Origin of the sequence: Streptomyces sp. NPDC001678, from assembly GCF_042892945.1 — a bacterium.
GTDB lineage: Bacteria > Actinomycetota > Actinomycetes > Streptomycetales > Streptomycetaceae > Streptomyces.
This window is the reverse complement of record NZ_JBIAUP010000012.1, coordinates 1-19,588: the sequence shown is the minus strand read 5'-3', so window position 1 is coordinate 19,588 and position 19,588 is coordinate 1. Positions and strand designations below refer to the sequence as shown.

General features: G+C 73.5%; 7 protein-coding genes. 5 read left to right on the top strand and 2 right to left on the bottom strand.

What is annotated here, in order from left to right; translation table 11 throughout:
- The first annotated feature begins 35 nt into the window (after window positions 1-35).
- From ACFYZR_RS23800 to ACFYZR_RS23790, 3 genes are read left to right on the top strand one after another with little or no spacing between them, the layout of a single operon-like run.
- Window positions 36-794: a thioesterase II family protein gene (locus ACFYZR_RS23800; protein WP_391913448.1), complete on the top strand. Its 759-nt coding sequence runs from the start codon at window positions 36-38 to the stop codon at window positions 792-794.
- Window positions 794-2,938, top strand: coding sequence for an aminodeoxychorismate synthase component I (pabB, locus tag ACFYZR_RS23795; protein ID WP_391913446.1), 2,145 nt, complete (start codon window positions 794-796; stop codon window positions 2,936-2,938). The genes ACFYZR_RS23800 and pabB overlap by 1 nt, the downstream gene beginning before the upstream one ends.
- A gap of 16 nt (window positions 2,939-2,954) precedes the next feature.
- A complete protein-coding gene (locus ACFYZR_RS23790) occupies window positions 2,955-8,201 on the top strand; it encodes a beta-ketoacyl synthase N-terminal-like domain-containing protein (RefSeq protein ID WP_391913775.1) in 5,247 nt (1,748 codons plus the stop codon).
- A gap of 117 nt (window positions 8,202-8,318) precedes the next feature.
- Here ACFYZR_RS23790 and ACFYZR_RS23785 read toward each other — a convergent pair whose 3' ends face one another.
- On the bottom strand, window positions 8,319-9,188 hold the full coding sequence (locus ACFYZR_RS23785; protein ID WP_391913444.1) for a N5-glutamine methyltransferase family protein: 870 nt from the start codon (window positions 9,186-9,188) through the stop codon (window positions 8,319-8,321).
- 200 nt (window positions 9,189-9,388) lie between these two features.
- On the opposite strand from ACFYZR_RS23785, the gene ACFYZR_RS23780 reads away from it, so the two are divergent.
- Both ACFYZR_RS23780 and ACFYZR_RS23775 read left to right on the top strand, forming a co-directional pair.
- A complete protein-coding gene (locus ACFYZR_RS23780) occupies window positions 9,389-10,396 on the top strand; it encodes an ATP-binding cassette domain-containing protein (protein ID WP_391913442.1) in 1,008 nt (335 codons plus the stop codon).
- 66 nt (window positions 10,397-10,462) lie between these two features.
- On the top strand, window positions 10,463-11,326 hold the full coding sequence (locus ACFYZR_RS23775) for an ABC transporter permease (RefSeq protein ID WP_391913440.1): 864 nt from the start codon (window positions 10,463-10,465) through the stop codon (window positions 11,324-11,326).
- A gap of 93 nt (window positions 11,327-11,419) precedes the next feature.
- Here the strand turns inward: ACFYZR_RS23775 and ACFYZR_RS23770 are convergent.
- The coding region (locus ACFYZR_RS23770) for an SDR family NAD(P)-dependent oxidoreductase (RefSeq protein ID WP_391913438.1) at window positions 11,420-19,588 on the bottom strand (8,169 nt) is incomplete at its 5' end.

The window sequence follows — 19,588 nt, the reverse complement described above, 5'->3', positions numbered from 1 at the left end:
CCCTCCCCACCCCCACCGAGAAAGGACCCGAGCCCTTGAACAGCGCGGACAACGACCTGGCCCTGTGGGCCCGGCGCTACCACCCGGCCACGACCGCCGCCACCCGGCTGGTCTGCTTCCCCCACGCGGGCGGCTCGGCCAGCTTCTTCCACCCCGTCTCGGCCCGGTTCGCCCCCGGCGTCGACGTCGTCGCCCTCCAGTACCCCGGCCGCCAGGACCGCCGCCACGAACCCTGTGTCACCGACATCGCCACCCTCGCCGACCGGATCACCGACCGGCTCCTGGACCTGGACGACAAGCCCACCGTCTACTTCGGCCACAGCATGGGCGCCGTCCTCGCCTTCGAGGTGGCCTGGCGGCTGGAGCAGAAGGGCGCGGCCTCCGCCCCCAAGGCCGTCATCGCCTCCGGCCGCCGGGCCCCCTCCACCTCCCGCCCCGAGACCGTGCACCAGCGCGACGACGACGGCGTCATCGCCGAGCTCAAGCTCCTCAACGGCACGGAGGCCGGGGTCCTCGGCGACGAGGAGATCCTGCGGATGGCCCTGCCCGCGATCCGCGGCGACTACACCGCGATCGAGACCTACCGCTGCCCCGAGGACCGCGTCGTCCGCTGCCCCGTGACCGTCCTCACCGGTGATGCCGACCCTCGCACCTCCCTGGACGAGGCCAAGGCCTGGGAGCGGCACACCGAAGGGGACTTCCGGCTCCAGGTGTTCCCCGGCGGCCATTTCTTCCTCACCGGCAATCACGTGGCCGTGAACGCCGAGATAGCCCGCGAACTCGGGAAACTCTGATGCGCACGCTCCTCGTCGACAACTACGACTCCTTCACCTACAACCTCTTCCACTACCTGTCCGAGGTCAACGGCGAAGAGCCCGAGGTCATCCACAACGACGACCCGGCGTGGCACCCGGCGCGGCTCGGCGACTTCGACAACGTCGTCCTGTCCCCCGGCCCCGGCACCCCCCACCGGCCCGCCGACTTCGGGTTCTGCGCGGAGATCGCCGCCGAGGGCCGGATACCCGTCCTCGGCGTCTGCCTGGGCCACCAGGGCATGGCCCTGGCCCACGGCGCCCGCGTCGGCCGGGCCCCCGAGCCCCGCCACGGCCGGGTCTCCCCCGTCCGGCACGACGGCACCGGCCTCTTCGAGGGGCTCCCCTCCCCACTCGAGGTCGTCCGCTACCACTCGCTCGCCGTCACCGACCTCTCCCCCGACCTCGAACCCACCGCCTGGTCCCCGGACGGCGTGGTCATGGCCCTGCGCCACCGCACCCTCCCGCTGTGGGGCGTGCAGTTCCACCCCGAGTCCATCAGCACCCAGGGCGGCCACCGCCTCCTGGAGAACTTCCGGAAGCTGACGGAAGAGCACCAGCGCGCCACGAACACCCCCCGCGCCGCCACGAGAACCGCGCCGAGAACCACCCCCGCCCCGGCCGGCCACGCCCCCGCCCGGCGGCTGCGCGTGCTCACCGAGAGCCTCCCCACCCGCTGGGACCCCGAGGTCGCCTTCGACCGGCTCTTCCGCACCGGGAACCACCCCTTCTGGCTCGACAGCAGCCGCACCGGCGGCCCCCTCGGCGAACTCTCCGTCATGGGCGACGCCTCCGGCCCCCTCGCCCGCGTCGCCACCGCCGACGTCGCCCGCGGCACCGTCACCGTGACCGCCACGGCGGAACCCGCCCGGATCGTGCCCGGCGACTTCCTGACCTGGCTGGAGGAGGACCTGCGCGCGGCCCACGTCGAAACCCCCGCCCTGCCCTTCGACTTCGCCCTCGGCTGGGTCGGCTACCTCGGCTACGAGCTCAAGGCCGACTGCGACGGGGACGCGGCGCACCGGCCCGCCGAACCCGACGCCGTGATGGTCTTCGCCGACCGCGCCGTCGTCCTCGACCACCGCACGGACACCACCCACCTGCTGGCCCTCGCCGAGGACACCGACGAGGCCCCCGCCCGCGCCTGGCTGCGGACCACCGCCGACCTCCTCGCCCAGGCCGCCGGCCACACCCCCGGCCCCTGCGAGCCGCCCGTGACGCCCGGCACCACCGGGATCCGGCTGCGGCACGACCGCGACACCTACCTCAAGCTCATCGCCGCCTGCCAGGAGGAGATCAAGGCCGGCGAGACCTACGAGGTCTGCCTCACCAACATGATCGAGGCGGAGGCCGACCTCGACCCCTGGCAGGCCTACCGCTTCCTGCGCCGCACCAGCCCCGCCCCCTTCGCCGCCTTCCTGGACTTCGCGGACCTGTCCGTCCTCAGCACCTCCCCTGAGCGCTTCCTGCGCATCGACCGGAACGGGCTGATGGAGTCCAAGCCCATCAAGGGCACCCGGCCGCGCGGCGGCTGCGCCGAGGAGGACGCGGCCCTCGTCGCGGAGCTGGCGTCCTGCGAGAAGGACCGCGCCGAGAACCTGATGATCGTCGACCTGGTCCGGCACGACCTGGGCCGCTGCGCCGAGATCGGCTCCGTCACCGCGGCCCCCGTCTTCCAGGTGGAGTCCTACGCCACCGTCCACCAGTTGGTGAGCACGGTCCGGGCCAGGCTCCGGGAGGACGGCTGCGCGGTCACGGGTGTCCGGTCCGCGTTCCCCGGCGGCTCGATGACGGGCGCGCCGAAGATCCGCACCATGCAGATCATCGACCGGCTGGAGGACGGCCCCCGCGGCGTCTACTCCGGGGCCATCGGCTACTTCTCGCTGACCGGCGCGGCCGACCTGAGCATCGTCATCCGCACCGTGGTGCTCAGCGGCGGCAACCTCCGCTACGGCGTGGGCGGCGCGATCATCGCGCTGTCGGACCCGGAGGCGGAGTTCGAGGAGACCGCGGTGAAGGCCACGCCGCTGCTCGAACTGCTCGGCGCCGAATTCCCCGGGCGCGCGCCCGTGACCCCCATGACCGGCGTGCCGGCCCCGGCCGGTGACCCCGGCGCCCTCATCTGAACCTCCGGGAGTGACGATGCCCGTCCGCACCACCGACTACACCATCGACCCGCCGGCCGGTTCCCCCGGTGCCCTGGGCGGCTTCACCCTCCCGGACGTCTTCCAGGCCGCCGTGAACGCCGCCCCCGACGCGGTGGCCCTCGTCGACGGGGACCGCTCCTGGACCTGGCGGCAGTGGCGCGCCGACGTCGACGCCCTGGCGAGGGGTCTCCAGGAGCTCGGCGTCGCCCCCGGCGACGTGGTCGCGGCGCACCTGCCCAACAGCTGGGAGTTCCCGACCCTCCACCTGGCCGTCGCCGCCGTCGGCGCCGTGCTGCTGCCCGTCCACCAGGGCAACGGCCCCAAGGACGTCCACGCCCTGCTCGGCCGGGTGGAGCCCGCGCTCGCCGTCCTCCCCGCCGCCACCCAGGACGGCGGCGAACACGAACTGACCGTCCGCCACCTCCTGCGGACCGTGCCCTCGCTCGGGACCGTCCTGCTCACCGGGGCGGCCGGCGAAGGGGAGGACGAGCCCGGCACCGCCCGGCTGGACACCCTGCTGGCCACCTGGTCGGGCAGCGCCCCCCACCCCGTGACCGTCACCCCGGACATGCCGTTCGTGCTCGTGCCGTCCTCCGGCACCACCTCCGCCCGGCCCAAGATCTGCCTCCACAGCCACGACGGACTGCTGTCGAACACCGCGGCCGTCACCGCCGAGGCCCCGGAGGCGTTCGCCCGCGCGGTCGTCACGGCCTGCCCGCTCACCCACCTCTTCGGCCTCCAGTCCCTCCACTCGGCGCTGTTCGCCGCCTGCCGGCAGGTGCTGCTGCGCTCCTGGGACCCCGAGCGCTTCCTCGCCCTGGCGCGGGAGGCCGGCCCCAGCGTCGTCTTCGCCGTCCCCGCCCAGCTCCACGACGTCGTCGCCCGGCTCACGGAGACCGGCGAACCGGCCGGCTTCCGGCCCCACGAGGTGCGCACCGCGGGCGCGGCCGTGCCGGGCGCGCTCGTCACGGGCGTACGGGCCGCGCTCGACTGCGCGCTCGTCGTCGTCTGGGGAATGTCCGAACTGGGCACCGGCACCCGCACCGGCGCCGACGACCCCGCCGACGTCGCCACCCGCAGCGTGGGCCGGCCGACGAGCGGCGCCGAGGTCCGCGTCGTCGACGAGGACGGCCGCGACTGCCCCCCGGGCACGGTCGGCGAACTGCGCTACCGCAGCCCCGGGATGTTCCGCGGCTACTACCGCGAGCCGGAGCTCACCCGCGCCGCCGTCACCGACGACGGCTGGCTGCGCACCGGCGACCTGGCCGTCCTCGGCGGCGACGGGCGGGTCGCGTTCCACGGCCGGTCGGCCGAGATCGTCAACGTGGGCGGCCGGAAGTTCAACGCCACGGAGATCCAGGGCCTGCTCGCGGACCTCCCCGGCGTGGGCCCCCTCGCCGTCCTGGCCGTACCGGACGCCCGCCTCGGCGAATACCCCTGCCTGGTCGTCACCGAGAAGGCCGACCCCGTGCCCGGCCTCGCGGAGGTGACGGACTTCCTGCGGCGGCGCGGCGTGGCCGACTACAAGATCCCGCTGGAACTGGTCACGGTGCCGGAGCTCCCGCTCACCCCCGCCGGCAAGCTCCACCGCCGGGCGCTGGAGAAGGCGCTCGCCTCGGGCGAGATCGCCCGCGGCCCGGCCTGTGACGGCACGGGCTGCCGGCCGTGCACCGTCGAGGAGGCCCTGGACCTCGTCCGTACGTGCGTGGCCGGTGTGCTCGCGCACACCCCGGCGGACACCGTCCCGGCCGAGGCGACCTTCCGCGACCTGGGCCTCGACTCGGTCCTCGCCATCCGGCTGCGCAATCTGCTCCAGGAGGCGACGGGGCTGCCCCTGCCCACCACCCTGGCCTTCGACTTCCCCACGCCGCTCGCCGTGGCACGGGCCCTGACCGGCCGCCCCGACGAGGAGGCGGCACGGGAGGCCGTGCCCGCGCGGGTCGCGGGCTCCGGGGAACCCGTCGCCGTCATCGGCATGGCCTGCCGGCTGCCGGGCGGGGCGCACTCCCCCGAGGAGCTGTGGGCCCTCCTCGCCGACGGCACCGACGCGGTCTCCGGCTTCCCCACCGGCCGCGGCTGGGACCTCGACCGGCTCTTCGACGGCGACCCCGAGCACCCGGGCACCTCCTACGCGCGCGAAGGCGGCTTCCTCCACGACGCGGGCCGCTTCGACGCGGGCTTCTTCGGCCTCTCCGACCGGGAGGCCCTGGCCACCGACCCCCAGCAGCGGCTGCTGCTGGAGGTCTCCTGGGAGGCCCTGGAACGGGCGGGCATCGACCCGACGACCCTCAAGGGCACCCGCACGGGCGTCTTCACCGGCGCCATGTACCACGACTACGCCACCGACCGGACGGGCGCGGCGGCCGGGCTGGAAGGGCTGCTGGGCATCGGTACGGCCGCGAGCGCGCTGTCCGGGCGCATCGCGTACACCTATGGCTTCGAGGGCCCGGCCCTGACGGTCGACACGGCCTGCTCGTCCTCGCTCGTCGCCCTCCACCTGGCGTGCCAGTCCCTGCGGTCCGGGGAGTCCTCCCTGGCCCTGGCGGGCGGTGTGGCCGTCATGGCGACACCTGCGTCCTTCGTGGAGTTCTCCCGGCTGCGCGGGCTGTCCCCCGACGGGCGCTGCAAGCCCTTCGCGGACGGCGCCGACGGCACGGCCTGGTCCGAGGGCGCGGGGCTGCTCCTGCTGGAGCGGCTGAGCGACGCGCGCCGCAACGGTCACCCGGTGCTGGCGGTCGTCCGGGGCTCCGCCGTCAACCAGGACGGCGCCTCCAACGGCATCACCGCCCCCAACGGCCCCTCCCAGCAGCGCGTCATCCGCCAGGCGCTCGCCAACGCCGGGCTCTCGGCCCGGGACGTCGACACCGTGGAGGGCCACGGCACCGGCACGGCCCTCGGCGACCCCATCGAGGCGCAGGCGCTGCTGGCGACGTACGGCCGGGACCGGGACGCGGACCGGCCGCTGTGGCTCGGGTCCGTCAAGTCGAACCTCGGGCACGGGCAGGCGGCCGCCGGCGTCACCGGCGTCATCAAGACGGTGCTGGCACTGCGCCACGGCGTCCTGCCGAAGACCCTCCACCTCGACGAGCCGTCCTCCCATGTGGACTGGGCGGCGGGCGCGGTGGAACCGCTGACGGAGGCGCGGGCCTGGCCCCGCGAGGAGGGGCGGACGCGCCGGGCGGGAATCTCCTCGTTCGGGATCAGCGGCACCAACGCCCACGTGATCCTGGAGGAACCGCCGGCGGACGCCGTGGCATCCGCGGAACCCTCCGGTGCGGAACCTTCCGGTGCGGACGGGGCGGCCGTCCCCTGGGTGCTGTCCGCCCGCAGCGACGCGGCCCTGCGCGCCCAGGCGCTGCGGCTGGCCGAGTACGCGCGGGCGAACCCCGCCCTGCCGGCCCGGGACATCGGCTACTCCCTGGCCACCACACGGGCCCTGCACGGCCGGCGGGCCGTCGTCACCGGCGCCTCGCGCGAGGAACTGCTCGCCGCCACCGCCGCGTTCGCGAGCGGCGAGCGCGCCCCCGGCGCCGTGCGCGACGAGAGCGCGCCCGGCGATCTGGCGTTCGTCTTCACCGGTCAGGGCAGCCAGCGCCTCGGCATGGGCCGCCGGGCCGCCGCGGCCTTCCCCGTCTTCGACGCGGCGCTGCGCGAGGTCTGCGCCGCCCTCGACCCGCTGCTGGAGCGGCCGCTCACCTCGGTGATGTGGGCCGGCCCCGACTCCGAGGAGGCCGGGCTCCTCGACGACACCGCGTACGCCCAGCCGGCGCTGTTCGCCGTCGAGGTCGCGCTCCACCGGCTGTTCGCCTCGTGGGGGGTGGTCCCGGATCACGTGGTGGGCCACTCGGTCGGCGAGATCACCGCCGCCCATGTGGCGGGGGTCCTCGGTCTGCGGGACGCCTGCGCCCTGGTCGCGGCCCGGGGCAGGCTGATGGGGGCGCTGCCCCCGGGCGGCACGATGGTGGCGGTCCGCGTCGCCGAGGACGAGCTGACGCCGTGGCTGGCCGGGCTCGACGGCACCGTGTCCGTCGCCGCGGTCAACGGACCGCGCTCGGTGGTGCTGTCGGGAGCGGAGGGCCCGCTCACCGGGCTCGCCGACCGGCTCGCCGCCGCCGGGCACAAGACCCGGCAGCTCGTGGTGAGCCACGGCTTCCACTCGCCGCTGATGGAGCCGATGCTCGCGGAGTTCCGGGAGGTCGTCGAGGGCCTGTCCTTCGCCGCGCCGTCCGTCCCGGTCGTCTCCGCCCTCACCGGCCGGCTCCTGACCGCCGAGGAGGCCCGCGACCCCGGTCACTGGGTGCGGCACGTACGGGAACCCGTGCGGTTCAAGGACGCCGTCGACCGGCTGCGGAGCGGGCCGGCCGCGACGACGTGCTTCCTGGAGCTGGGCCCGGACCCGGCGCTCACGCCGATGATCGACGAGTGCGTCCAGGCCACGGCCGCCCGGCCGGGGGCCGTCACGATCGTCCCGACGCTGACGACCGGTCAGGACGAGGCGCGGGCCGCGCTCACCGCCGCGGCCCGGCTGCACGCCCACGGCGCGTCCGTCGACTGGCGGGCCGTGCTGCCGGCGGCCGTGCCGGTGGCCCTGCCGACGTACGCCTTCCAGCGCCGCGAGTACTGGGTGACGTCGGCGGCGACCACCGCTCCCCCGCCGGTGCCTGCCCTGGTGCCGCCGGTGTCCTGGGTATCCTCGCCGTCTTCGCCGTCTTCCGTGGACGACGACGGGGGCGTGTCGCCGCTGCGGGACCGGCTGGCCGGGCTCGACGGGCCCGAGCGGGACGAGCTGCTCCGGGACCTGGTCCTGGCCGAGGTGACCGCCGTGCTCGGCGGGCGCGGGCCGTGGGGCGAGGAGGCCGGCGCGCAGCCCTTCACGGAGATGGGCGTCACGTCCGTGAACGCGATCGAGCTGCGCGGGCGCGTCACCGAGGCGACCGGCGTGCGTCTGCCGGCGACGCTGGTCTTCGACCACCCCACCCCGGACGCCGTCGTCGCCCTGCTGCGGGAACGCCTGGAGCAGGCCGGGACCCGCTCCCCGCGCGGTGTGACCGGCCTGGTGGACGAGCTGGAGTATCTGCTCTCCACGGGCGTCACGGTCAACGCCGAGACGGCGGCCCGGCTGCGGGCCCTCGCGACCCGCTGGGGCCCGGAGGACGTGCCGGAGGCCGACGCGCCGGAGAGCGGGCTGGACCTGGACTCGGCCAGCGACGAGGAGCTGTTCCGGCTGATGGACGGGGGGTGAGGGGAGCCCCTCCCGGAGTCCGGGGCGGTGGGTGCCGTGGGCGGCTGCGAGGGCCGTGGGCTCCGGGGCCGTGCGCCGGCACCCGTTCCCGGGGCCGGCGCACCCTCGCTCACCCGGCTATGCGCCCGCCCGCCGGGCCATGGAGTACAGGGGCCAGCCGTCGTGGTCCGCGTGGCTGGACACGTCCGTGAACAGGCCGCTCGCGCGCAGCAGTTCCGGCACGGACTCGCCGTGGACGTGCCCGTGCTCCACGACGAACCCGCCGCCGGGCCGCAGCAGCCGTTCGGCCGCGGCCACCACGTGCCGGATGACCCGCAGCCCGTCCGGCCCGCCGAAGATCGCCTGCCGGGGCTGGTGCGTACCGAACTCCGGGGGCACGTCCGCCCCGTCCGGCATGAACGGCGGGTTCGCCACCACCAGGTCCACCCGTCCGGTCAGCTCCTCCAGGAGCCCGGGGCGGGTGACGTCCGCCTCGTGCAGGACGATCGGGGTGTCGCCCAGCCTGCTGCGGCGCTCGCGGTTGCGGCGGGCGAAGTCCAGCGCCAGCGGGTCGAAGTCGACGGCGTGCACGACGGCGTCGGGCCGCCGGTGGGCCAGGGCCAGGGCGATCGCGCCCGAGCCGGTGCACAGGTCGGCCACGAGCGGCGCGGAGACGTCCGCGACGGCCTCCAGCCCGCTCGCGAGCACCAGCTCGCTGTGCGGACGGGGTACGAACACCCCGGGGCCCACCGCCACCTCGATGCCGCCGAGCTCGGCGAGGCCGGTCAGATGCCCCATCGGCGCCCCCTCGGCCCGGCGCCCCACCAGCCTGCGGAACTTCGCGGCGACCCGGTCGTGCGGCTCGAAGTCCGCGGCCAGTTCGCCCACTTCTCTGCCGAGCACATGGGCGGCGATCTCCTCGACCTCGCCCCGCGGGGACGGATGCCCCGTGCGGTGCATGATCGCCACCGCCTCGTCCAACAACACCCCGAGGTTCTCTCGTGCCATGGCTCCTCCATCCGCCCGGCCAACACTCCCCCGTATGCCGAAGCAGTAACCATGCACCCGACAGCCCTAGGTGAGACCCGAGACTTTTCGTGTTACGGCCGGTGGCCGGTCAACTCCCGGGTCGCGCATGCTCGCTGTCGAAATCACGGCGTTTTCGCCACGGCGATTTCGCCACCTCATCCACCTGCGGGAGATCAGCCATGAGTGGGCTCACCGTACCTGTCGAAGCCCCGATGGCCGGGGACGACATCATGATCGAGACCGAGGGCGTCGGCAAGGTCTTCGGCTCCGTACGCGCACTGGACTCGGTGAACATCACCGCCCGGCGGGGCACCGTCCTCGCGCTGCTCGGACACAACGGCGCGGGCAAGACGACCCTCGTCAACATTCTCGCGGCCGCCCTGCCGCCCAGCTCGGGCCGGGCCAGGGTGGCCGGTTTCGACGTCACGCGCGAGCCCCGGGAGGTCCGCCGACGCGTCGGCCTCACCGGCCAGTTCGCCTCGGTCGACGCCCAGCTCAGCGGGCGGGAGAACCTCGTTCTCATCGCCCGGCTGCTCGGCGCCGACCGCAGGTCCGCCCGGGCCCGGGCGGACGAGCTGCTGGAGCTCTTCGGGCTCCAGGACTTCGCGACCCGCCGGCCGGGCACCTACTCCGGCGGCCTGCGCCGGCGCCTCGACCTCGCCGCGAGCCTCGTCGGCCACCCGGACGTCATCTTCCTCGACGAGCCCACCACCGGGCTCGACCCGTCCAGCCGGCTGAGGCTGTGGGAGATCGTGGAGGGGCTCGTCGCCCAGGGCACCACGGTCCTGCTCACCACCCAGTACCTCGACGAGGCGGACCGGCTGGCGGACTCCATCGCGGTGCTCTCCGCCGGCTCCGTCATCGCCGGCGGCACGGCCGCCGAGCTCAAGGCCACCGTCGGCCAGCGCACGGTCACCGTCACCCCCGACCCGGTCAGCGGCCCGGACGCCGCCGCCTCGGCCCTGCGCCGGGCCGGGCTGGAACCGGTGCCGGACCGGGAGAACGGCACGGTCGTCGTCGCCATCGAGGCGTCCAAGGACATCGCGGCCGTCATCAGGGCCCTCGACCAGGCGGGCATCGAGGCGACGGAACTGTCCTTCGGCGAGCCCAGCCTCGACGACGTGTACCTGGCCCTGGCCGACCAGCAGACCCGCCCCCGCCCGACGGCACAGACCGCCGCTTCGTAACGCCCCTCACCTGCCCCACATATCTCAATACCTCACGTACATGCTCATGTTCACCGTGGAGACTCCATGACCGCACCGCTCACCCGGACCCCGGAGGACGGCACGGTGGCGCCGGGCGCCACCGCCCCCGGACTGCCGGGCCCCACCGCCTGGTCCGGCAGTTCCATGCTCGGCCAGGTACGGGTGCTCACCGGCAGATCCCTCCGGGCAATGGCGACCGACCCCGGCACGGTCCTGTTCGGCCTGATCCAGCCCGTGATCATCCTCTTCGTCCTCACCCAGGTCTTCAGCAAGATGGGCCACCCGCCCCACTTCCCCAAGGGCGTCAGCTACCTCGACTTCGTCCTGCCCGCCGTCCTCGTGGACAACGCGGTCCAGTCCGCCATGCAGAGCGGCGTAGGCCTCGTCGACGATCTCAAGAACGGCATCGTCGCCCGGCTGCGCTCCCTCCCCATCCACCCCAGCTCGCTGCTCATCGCCCGCAGCATCTCCAGCCTCGTGCGCAGCGCGATCCAGGTCGTCATCATTCTGTTCCTGGGCATCACCGTGCTCGGCTACTCCCCCAAGGGCGGCGTGGGCGAGCTCGCGGCCTCCGCCGGGCTGACGCTCTTCATCAGCTGGACGCTGGGATGGGCGTTCATCGCGGCCGGCGCCTGGCTGCGGCGCGCCGAGCCCATGCAGAACCTCGCGATCATCGCCATCTTCCCCCTGATGTTCGCCTCCAGCGCCTACGTGCCCGTCGACGACCTGCCCGCCTGGCTCCGGGTGGTCGCCGAGATCAACCCGCTGACCTACGCCATCGACGCCACGCGCGCCCTGGCCCTCGACGTGCCGGGCGCCGATGCCGCGCTGCCCGCGGTGCTCATCAGCGGCTGCGTCGCCGTCGCGGGCGCCGTGGCCGCGGTGCTGGGCTTCCGACGCCCGCTCTGACGCGTTCTCCTTTTCCTCGTCAACCTTGTAAGCCTCGTAAACGCCGCTGCCCGTACCGGATTCCGGTACGGGCAGCGGCGTTTCGGATCAGGATCAGATCTCGTCGGAGAGGCCGAGCTCGTTGTCGAGGAGGTCGAAGACGTCCTCGTCGGAGGCGGACTCGAAGTCGAACTCCGCGTCCTCCCCGGCCCCGGCGCCGGTCACGGCCCCGGCGCCGGCCACCTTGCCGCTGTCGCGCAGGGCGCCCCACTTGGACCTGATCACTTCCAGACGGCCGGCGATCCGCTCGAACACCTCCTCGGTGACCTCCATACCGAGGAAGGCCTTCTCGAGCTTGTCGAGCTCACCCAGGACCGCCTCCGGGCCGGAGGGCGAGTCCGCCGGGGCCACCTTGGCGTACAGGTGGTCCACGAGCTCCCCGGCCGTCGGGTAGTCGAAGAGCAGCGTCGCCGGCAGCCGGACCCCCGTGAGCGCGCTGAGCCGGTTCCGCAGCTCGACCGCGGTGAGGGAGTCGAAGCCGAGGTCCCGGAACGCCTTGGCCGGGTCCACTTCCCCGCCACCGGCGTGCCCGAGCACCACCGCGATCTGCCCCCGGACGGCGTCCAGCAGGACCTCACGCCCCTCCACCACCGACAGCCCGGACAGCCGCTGGGCGAGTTCGGCGGCGGCAGCAGCGCCGCCACCGGCCCCCGCGGAGGCCGCCCGCCGGCCCGGCGTCCGGATCAGGCCGCGCAGCAACGGCGGCACCTCGCCCCGGGCGCGCAGCGCCGCGAGGTCCAGCCGCACCGGAAGCGTCACGGGCTCGTCCGTCAGGGACAACGCCCTGTCGAACAGCGCCACGCCTTCCTCGGCGGAGAGCTCCGGCATGCCCGTACGGGCGATCCGCTGGACGTTGGCCTCGGTCAGCGTGCCGGTCATGCCGCTGTCCTGGGCCCACGGGCCCCAGGCGAGCGACGCGCCGACGAGTCCCTCGGCCCGGCGGTGCCGGGCCAGGGCGTCGAGGAAGGCGTTGCCTGCCGCGTAGTTCGCCTGGCCGGGGGTACCGAAGGTGCCCGCGGCGGAGGAGAAGACGGCGAAGGCGTCGAGGTCGAGGTGCTGGGTGGCCTCGTGGAGGTTCCAGACAGCGTCGACCTTCGGCCGCAGGACGGTGGACATGCGATCCGGGGTGAGGGAAGCGACGATTCCGTCGTCGAGCACACCGGCGGTGTGCACCACGGCCGTGATCCGGTGCCGCGAGACGAGACCGGCCACGGCAGCCAGGTCGGTCACGTCGCAGGCTTCCACGAGCGCCTCGACACCGTGTGCGGTCAGCTCCTCCACCAGCTCCTGGGCGCCCTCGGCGGCGGGGCCGCTGCGGCTGACCAGGAGGAGGTTGCGTACGCCGTGCGCGCTCACCAGGTGCCGGGCGACGATCCGGCCCAGACCGCCCGTACCACCGGTGACCAGGACCGTACCGTCGGAGCGCCAGGGGGCTTCAGCCGCCGGCTCGGCCGTCACTCGGGCGAGCCGAGCGGCGAGGAACTCGCCGCCCCGGATCAGCAGCTGCGGCTCGTCCAAGGCGAGTGCCTGCGGCAGGACGGACGCGGCGGTGTCGTCACCGTCGAGGTCTACCAAGCCGAAGCGGCCCGGGTTCTCCGACTGCGCCGAGCGGACCATGCCCCACACCGCCGCACCCGCCAGGTCGCCACCTGTGGTGGCGCCGCGCGTGACGAACGTCAGACGCGACTCCTCGAACCGCTCCTCCACCAGCCACGACTGAAGCAGACCAAGGACACGAGCCGTGAGCTCATGCGTCGACCTCACAACGTCAGCCTCGCCACCGCCGACCTCGACCACAACCGCCGCAGGAACGACATCCGCCTCGGCCAGCGACTCGAGATCCACGTACGACACTGCTTCGGCGTCCGTGGCCTGGACCGGGGTCCAGTCGAGGGCGAAGAGCGAGTCGCGGTCGGCGGTGCGGAGCTGGTCGGCCGCGATCGGCCGGACCACCAACGAGTCGACGGAGGCCACGGGCGCACCCGTCGTATCGGCGACCGCGATCGACACCCCGCCGCCGTCGGCGGCCTTACGGATACGGACCCGGACGGCCGAAGCACCCGTGGCATGGAGCGAGACACCCGTCCACGAGAACGGCACACCGCCCTGGCCATCGCCCTCACCCTCGCCACCGCTGAACGCGGCAGCGTGCAGGCTCGCGTCGAACAGCGCCGGGTGAAGGCCGAACGCCCCACCATCGGTGCCTTCCGGCAGCGCCACCTCGGCGAACACGTCGTCGCCGAGCTTCCACGCCGCCCGCAGGCCCTGGAACACCGGACCGTACGCGAACCCGGCCTCCGCGAACCGCTCGTAGGCGCCCACGACGTCCACCACTTCCGCTCCGGCCGGCGGCCATGCCGAGGCAGCGAATTCCTGCGCCTGCGCGTCGCCCGTAGTGAGGTATCCGCTGGCATGCAGCGTCCACGGTTCCTCTCCCGTACGGGAGTGGATCGTCACCGCGCGACGGCCCGCCTCGTCGGGCTCACCGACCCAGACCTGCACCTGGACACTGCCCTGCTCGGGCAGGACCAGCGGCGCGGCGAGCGTCAGCTCCTCCAGCAGGCCGCAACCCGCCTCGTCACCGGCCCGCAGCGCCAGCTCCACCAACGCCGTACCCGGCACCAGCACCGAACCCAGCACCACGTGGTCGCCGAGCCAGGGGTGGGACTGGACGGACAGCCTGCCCGTGAAGAGGAAGCCATCGGTGTTGACCAGTTCCACCGCCGCGCCCAGCAGCGGGTGCTCGGCGGAGCCGAGGCCCGCGAACCGGACGTCCCCGGCGCGTACGGCCGTGCCCGTGGGCCAGAACCGCTGGTGCTGGAACGCGTACGTCGGCAGGTCCACGCGGCGCGCGCCCGTACCCGCGAAGAACGCTGTCCAGTCCACCTTCCCACCGTGGACGTGCAGTTCGGCGAGTGCGCCGACGATCGCCGTCTCCTCGCCCCTGTTCCTGCGGAGCGCGGGAACGAGGGTGGCCGGTTCGGTCAGCGACTCCTCGGCCATGGCGGTGAGGACGCCGTCGGGGCCGAGCTCCAGGAAGCGGGTCACGCCCTCGGTCTGAAGGGTGCCTATCCCGTCGGAGAAGCGAACCGCCTCGCGGACGTGCTGCACCCAGTAGTCGATGGAGGCCAGTTCCTCGGGCTTGGCGAGATCACCGGTGAGGTTGGAGACGACGGGGATGGCGGGAGTGCCGAAGGAGATGCCCTCCAGGGCCTCCCGGAACTCCGCCAGCATCGGCTCCATCAGCGGCGAGTGGAAGGCATGCGAGACGCGCAAGCGGCTGGTCTTCCGGCCCTCGGACTCGAAGTGATCGGCGATCCTTACGACCGCCTCCTCCACACCCGAGACCACGACCGATGAGGGGCCGTTGACGGCCGCGATCGAAACGCCGTCCGTCAGCAGCGGCAGGACCTCGTCCTCCGTCGCCCGGACCGCCACCATCGCACCACCCGAAGGCAGCTCCTGCATCAGCCGCCCGCGAGCGGCGACGAGCCGGCAGGCGTCGGCCAGCGAGAGGACCCCGGCGACGTGAGCCGCCGCGACCTCGCCGATCGAGTGCCCGGCCACGAAGTCCGGACGTACGCCCCACGACTCCACCAACCGGAACAGCGCCACCTCGACCGCGAACAGCCCGGCCTGGGTGTAGACGGTCTGGTTGATCAGCTCCTCGTCCTCACCCCAGACCACATCCCGCAGGGACCGGTCCAAGTGCTCGTCCAGCCCCGCGCACACCGCGTCGAACGCCACAGCGAACACCGGGAAGCGGGAGTACAGCTCCCGGCCCATACCCAGCCGCTGCGACCCCTGGCCCGAGAACAGCACCGCCGTCCTGCCCGAACCCCCGATCGAGCCCTCGACCACACCGGCAGCGGGCTCGCCCGACGCCAGTGCCGCGAGCGCCCCCGCCAGCGACTCCGCGTCGGCGGCCAGTACCACCGCACGATGCGCGAAGCTCGACCGGCTCGACACCAGCGAGTAGCCGATATCCGCCGGCCGGCGGCCGTCGATGTGCGTCAGCAGACGCGCGGCCTGTTCCCGCAGAGCGGTCTCGGTCTTGCCGGAGAGCACCCAGGGCACGACCGCGCCCGACTCCGGTGTCTCCACAAGTTCGGGCTCGGGCTCGGCCTGCTCCAGGATCACGTGGGCGTTCGTCCCGCTGATGCCGAACGACGACACACCCGCCCTGCGCGGCCCCTCGCCCTCCGGCCAGACCGTCCGGTCCGTCAGCAGCTCCACGGCGCCCGCAGACCAGTCCACGTGCGACGACGGCTGGTCAACGTGCAGGGTCTGCGGAAGAACGCCATGACGCATCGCCATGACCATCTTGATGATCCCGGCGACACCAGCGGCGGCCTGCGTGTGACCGAGGTTGGACTTGACCGAGCCGAGCAGCAGCGGCCGGTCCTCCGGCCGTCCCTGGCCGTAGGTCGCCAGCAGCGCCTGCGCCTCGATCGGGTCACCCAGAGTGGTGCCCGTGCCGTGCGCCTCGACCGCGTCGACGTCCGCCGGGGACAGCCCGCCGCTGGCGAGCGCCTGGCGGATCACCCGCTGCTGCGACGGACCGTTCGGCGCCGTCAGACCGTTCGACGCACCGTCCTGGTTGACCGCGCTGCCCCGGACCACGGCGAGTACGCGGTGACCGTTGCGACGGGCGTCCGACAGCCGCTCCAGGACCAGCATGCCCACGCCCTCGGACCAGCCGACGCCGTCGGCCGCGTCCGCGAACGCCTTGCAGCGGCCGTCCGGGGAGAGTCCGCGCTGACGCGAGAACTCGATGTACGTGGTCGGGGTCGACATCACCGTCACACCGCCGGCCAGCGCCAGCGAGCACTCGCCCGAACGCAGCGCCTGCGCCGCCAGATGCAGGGCGACGAGCGAGGACGAGCAGGCCGTGTCGACGGTCACCGCCGGGCCCTCGAAGCCGAAGGTGTACGACACCCGGCCCGACGCCACACTGCCCGCGCTGCCACTGCCCTGGTAGCCCTCGAACTCAGGCCCGGAGAGGAGGTTGGCGTAGTCGTTGTACATCACACCGGCGAAGACGCCCGTCTGGCTGCCGCGGAGCGACACCGGGTCGACGCCGGCCCTTTCGATCGCCTCCCACGTCGCCTCCAGCAGCAACCGCTGCTGCGAGTCCGTCGCCAGGGCCTCGCGCGGGCTCATCCCGAAGAACGCGGGATCGAACTCCGCCGCCTCCCGCAGGAAACCGCCCTCACGGGTGTAGACGGTCCCCGTGTGGTCGGGGTCGGGGTTGTAGAGGGCGTCGAGGTCCCAGCCGCGGTCGGCCGGGAAGCCGGAGACCGCGTCCACGCCGTCCGACACCAGCCGCCACAGGTCCTCGGGCGAGGAAACCCCGCCCGGGAAACGGCAGCTCATCCCGACGATCACCACCGGGTCGTCCGCGACCGGCGGCAGCACCCGCACCGGGACGAGCGCCTCGGCCTCGGTGTCCCCGCCGAACAGCTCGTCCAGCAGGAAGCGCACCAGGGCCTCCGCTGTCGGGTAGTCGAACACCACCGTCGCCGGCAACCGGAGGCCGGTCACCGTGCCCAGCCGGTTGCGGAGTTCGACGGCCGTGAGGGAGTCGAAGCCGAGGTCCTGGAAGGCCCGCGTCGGATCCACCTCGGCGGAGCCGGCGTGGCCCAGGACCGTGGCGATCTGCCCGCGCACGACGTCGAGCAGAGCCTCGTGCCGCTCCGGCGCGGACAGCCCGCCCAGGCGCTGGATCAGCCCGGAGGCCGCGGCCCCGCCCGCGCGGCGCGTGGCCCGCGTACGGATCAGCCCGCGCAGCAGCGGCGGCACTTCGCCCTGGTTCCGGAGCACCGGCAGGTCGAGGCGGACGGGCAGCACCGCTGCCTCACCGCCGGCGGCGGCGCCGGCCAGTGCCGCGTCGAACAGCGCCAGTCCCTGTTCGGGCGACAGCGGCGGCATGCCCGCGCGGGTCATCCGCTCGGCCTCGGCCTCGCTCAGCGCGCCGGTCATGCCGCTGTCCTGCGTCCACGGTCCCCAGGCGAGCGACAGGGCCGCTCCCCTGCCCTCGGCGCGCCGCATCAGAGCGAGGGCGTCGAGGAAGGCGTTGCCTGCCGCGTAGTTGGCCTGGCCGGGGCTGCCGAAGGTACCGGCGACGGAGGAGAAGACGGCGAAGGCGTCGAGGTCGAGGTGCTTGGTGGCCTCGTGGAGGTTCCAGACAGCGTCGACCTTCGGCCGCAGGACGGCGGATACGCGATCCGGGGTGAGGGAAGCGACGATTCCGTCGTCGAGCACACCGGCGGTGTGCACCACGGCCGTGATCCGGTGCCGGGATACGAGATCCGCCACCGCCGCGCGGTCCGCGACGTCGCACGCTTCCACGGTCACGTCGACACCCTCGGCGGCCAGCTCGGCGACCAGCTCCTGGGCGCCCTCGGCGGCGAGGCCGCTACGGCTGACCAGGAGGAGGTTGCGTACGCCGTGCGCGCTCACGAGGTGCCGGGCGACGATCCGGCCCAGACCGCCCGTACCACCCGTGACCAGGACCTTACCGTCGGAGCGCCAGGAGACCTCAGCGGTCGCCTGCTTCTCCACACGCGCCAGCCGGGGCGCCAGGAACTCACCGTCACGGACCAGCAACTGCGGCTCGTCCACGGCCAGCGCCCGGGACAGGACAGAGGTGTCGTCGTCGCTGCCGAGGTCTACCAGGCCGAAGCGGCCCGGGTTCTCCGACTGCGCCGAGCGGACCATGCCCCACACCGCTGCACCGGCCAGATCACGGCCCGTGGTGGCGCCGCGCGTGACGAACGTCAGACGCGACTCCTCGAACCGCTCCTCCACCAGCCACGACTGAAGCAGACCAAGGACACGAGCGGTGAGCTCATGCGTCGAAGCCACCACATCAGCCTCGCCACCGCCGACCTCGACCACAACCGCCGCAGGAACAACATCCGCCTCGGCCAGCGACTCGAGCTCCACGTACGACACTGCTTCAACATCCACGGCGGCCCGGACCGGGGTCCAGTCGAGCCGGAACAGCGAGTCCCGGTCCGTTGTGTTGAGCTGGTCGGCCGCGATCGGCCGGACCACCAGCGAGTCGACGGAGGCCACGGGCGCACCCGCCGTGTCAGCGATCGCGATCGACATCCCACCGCCGCCGTCGGCGGCCTTACGGATGCGGACCCGGACGGCCGAAGCACCCGTGGCATGGAGCGAGACACCCGTCCACGAGAACGGAACTCCACCCTGGCGTTCACCTTCGCCACCGCTGAACGCGGCAGCGTGCAGGCTCGCGTCGAACAGCGCCGGATGGAGGCCGAACGCCTCACCGTCGACGCCGTCGGGCAGTGCCACCTCGGCGAACACGTCGTCGCCGAGCTTCCACGCCGCCCGCAGGCCCTGGAACACCGGACCGTACGCGAACCCGGCCTCCGCGAACCGCTCGTAGCCGCCTGCCACATCGATGGGCCGGGCGCCCTCCGGCGGCCACACCGTCGCGTCGAACGCGGCGGCGGAGCCGACAGCGTCGGCCAGTGCGCCCTGCGCGTGCAGGGTCCACGGCTGGTCCTGACCGTCATCGGGTCGAGAGTGGACGGTCACGGTGCGGCGGCCCGACTCGTCGGGTTCACCGACGCGGACCTGTACCTGGACGCCGCCCTGCTCGGGCAGGACCAGCGGCGCGGCGAGCGTCAGCTCCTCCAGCAGGCCGCAACCCGCCTCGTCACCGGCCCGCAGCGCCAGCTCCACCAACGCCGTACCCGGCACCAGCACCGAACCCAGCACCGCGTGATCGGCCAGCCAAGCGTGGGTCTGGAGCGACAGACGCCCCGTGAAGAGGAAACCATCGGAGCCCGCCAGCTCCACCGCCGCACCCAGCAGCGGATGGTCGGCCTCGGACGAGATGCCGAGGGGCGTCATCACCGCCGGCCAGAAGCGCTGGTGCTGGAAGGCGTAGGTGGGAAGGTCGATGCGACGGGCACCGGTGCCGGCGAAGAACGCCGCCCAGTCCACCTGCTCACCGGAAGCGTGCAGCCGGGACAGCGCATCCACGACAGCGGTTTCCTCGGCCTGGTTCCTGCGGAGAGCGGGGATCAAGCTGGCTTCGCCGGTGAGTGAGGTCTCGGCCATGGCGGTCAGGACACCGTCGGGGCCGAGTTCGAGGAAGCGGGTCACACCCTCCGACTCCAGGGTGCGCATCCCGTCGGAGAAGCGGACCGCCTCGCGGACGTGCCGCACCCAATACTCGGCGGACCC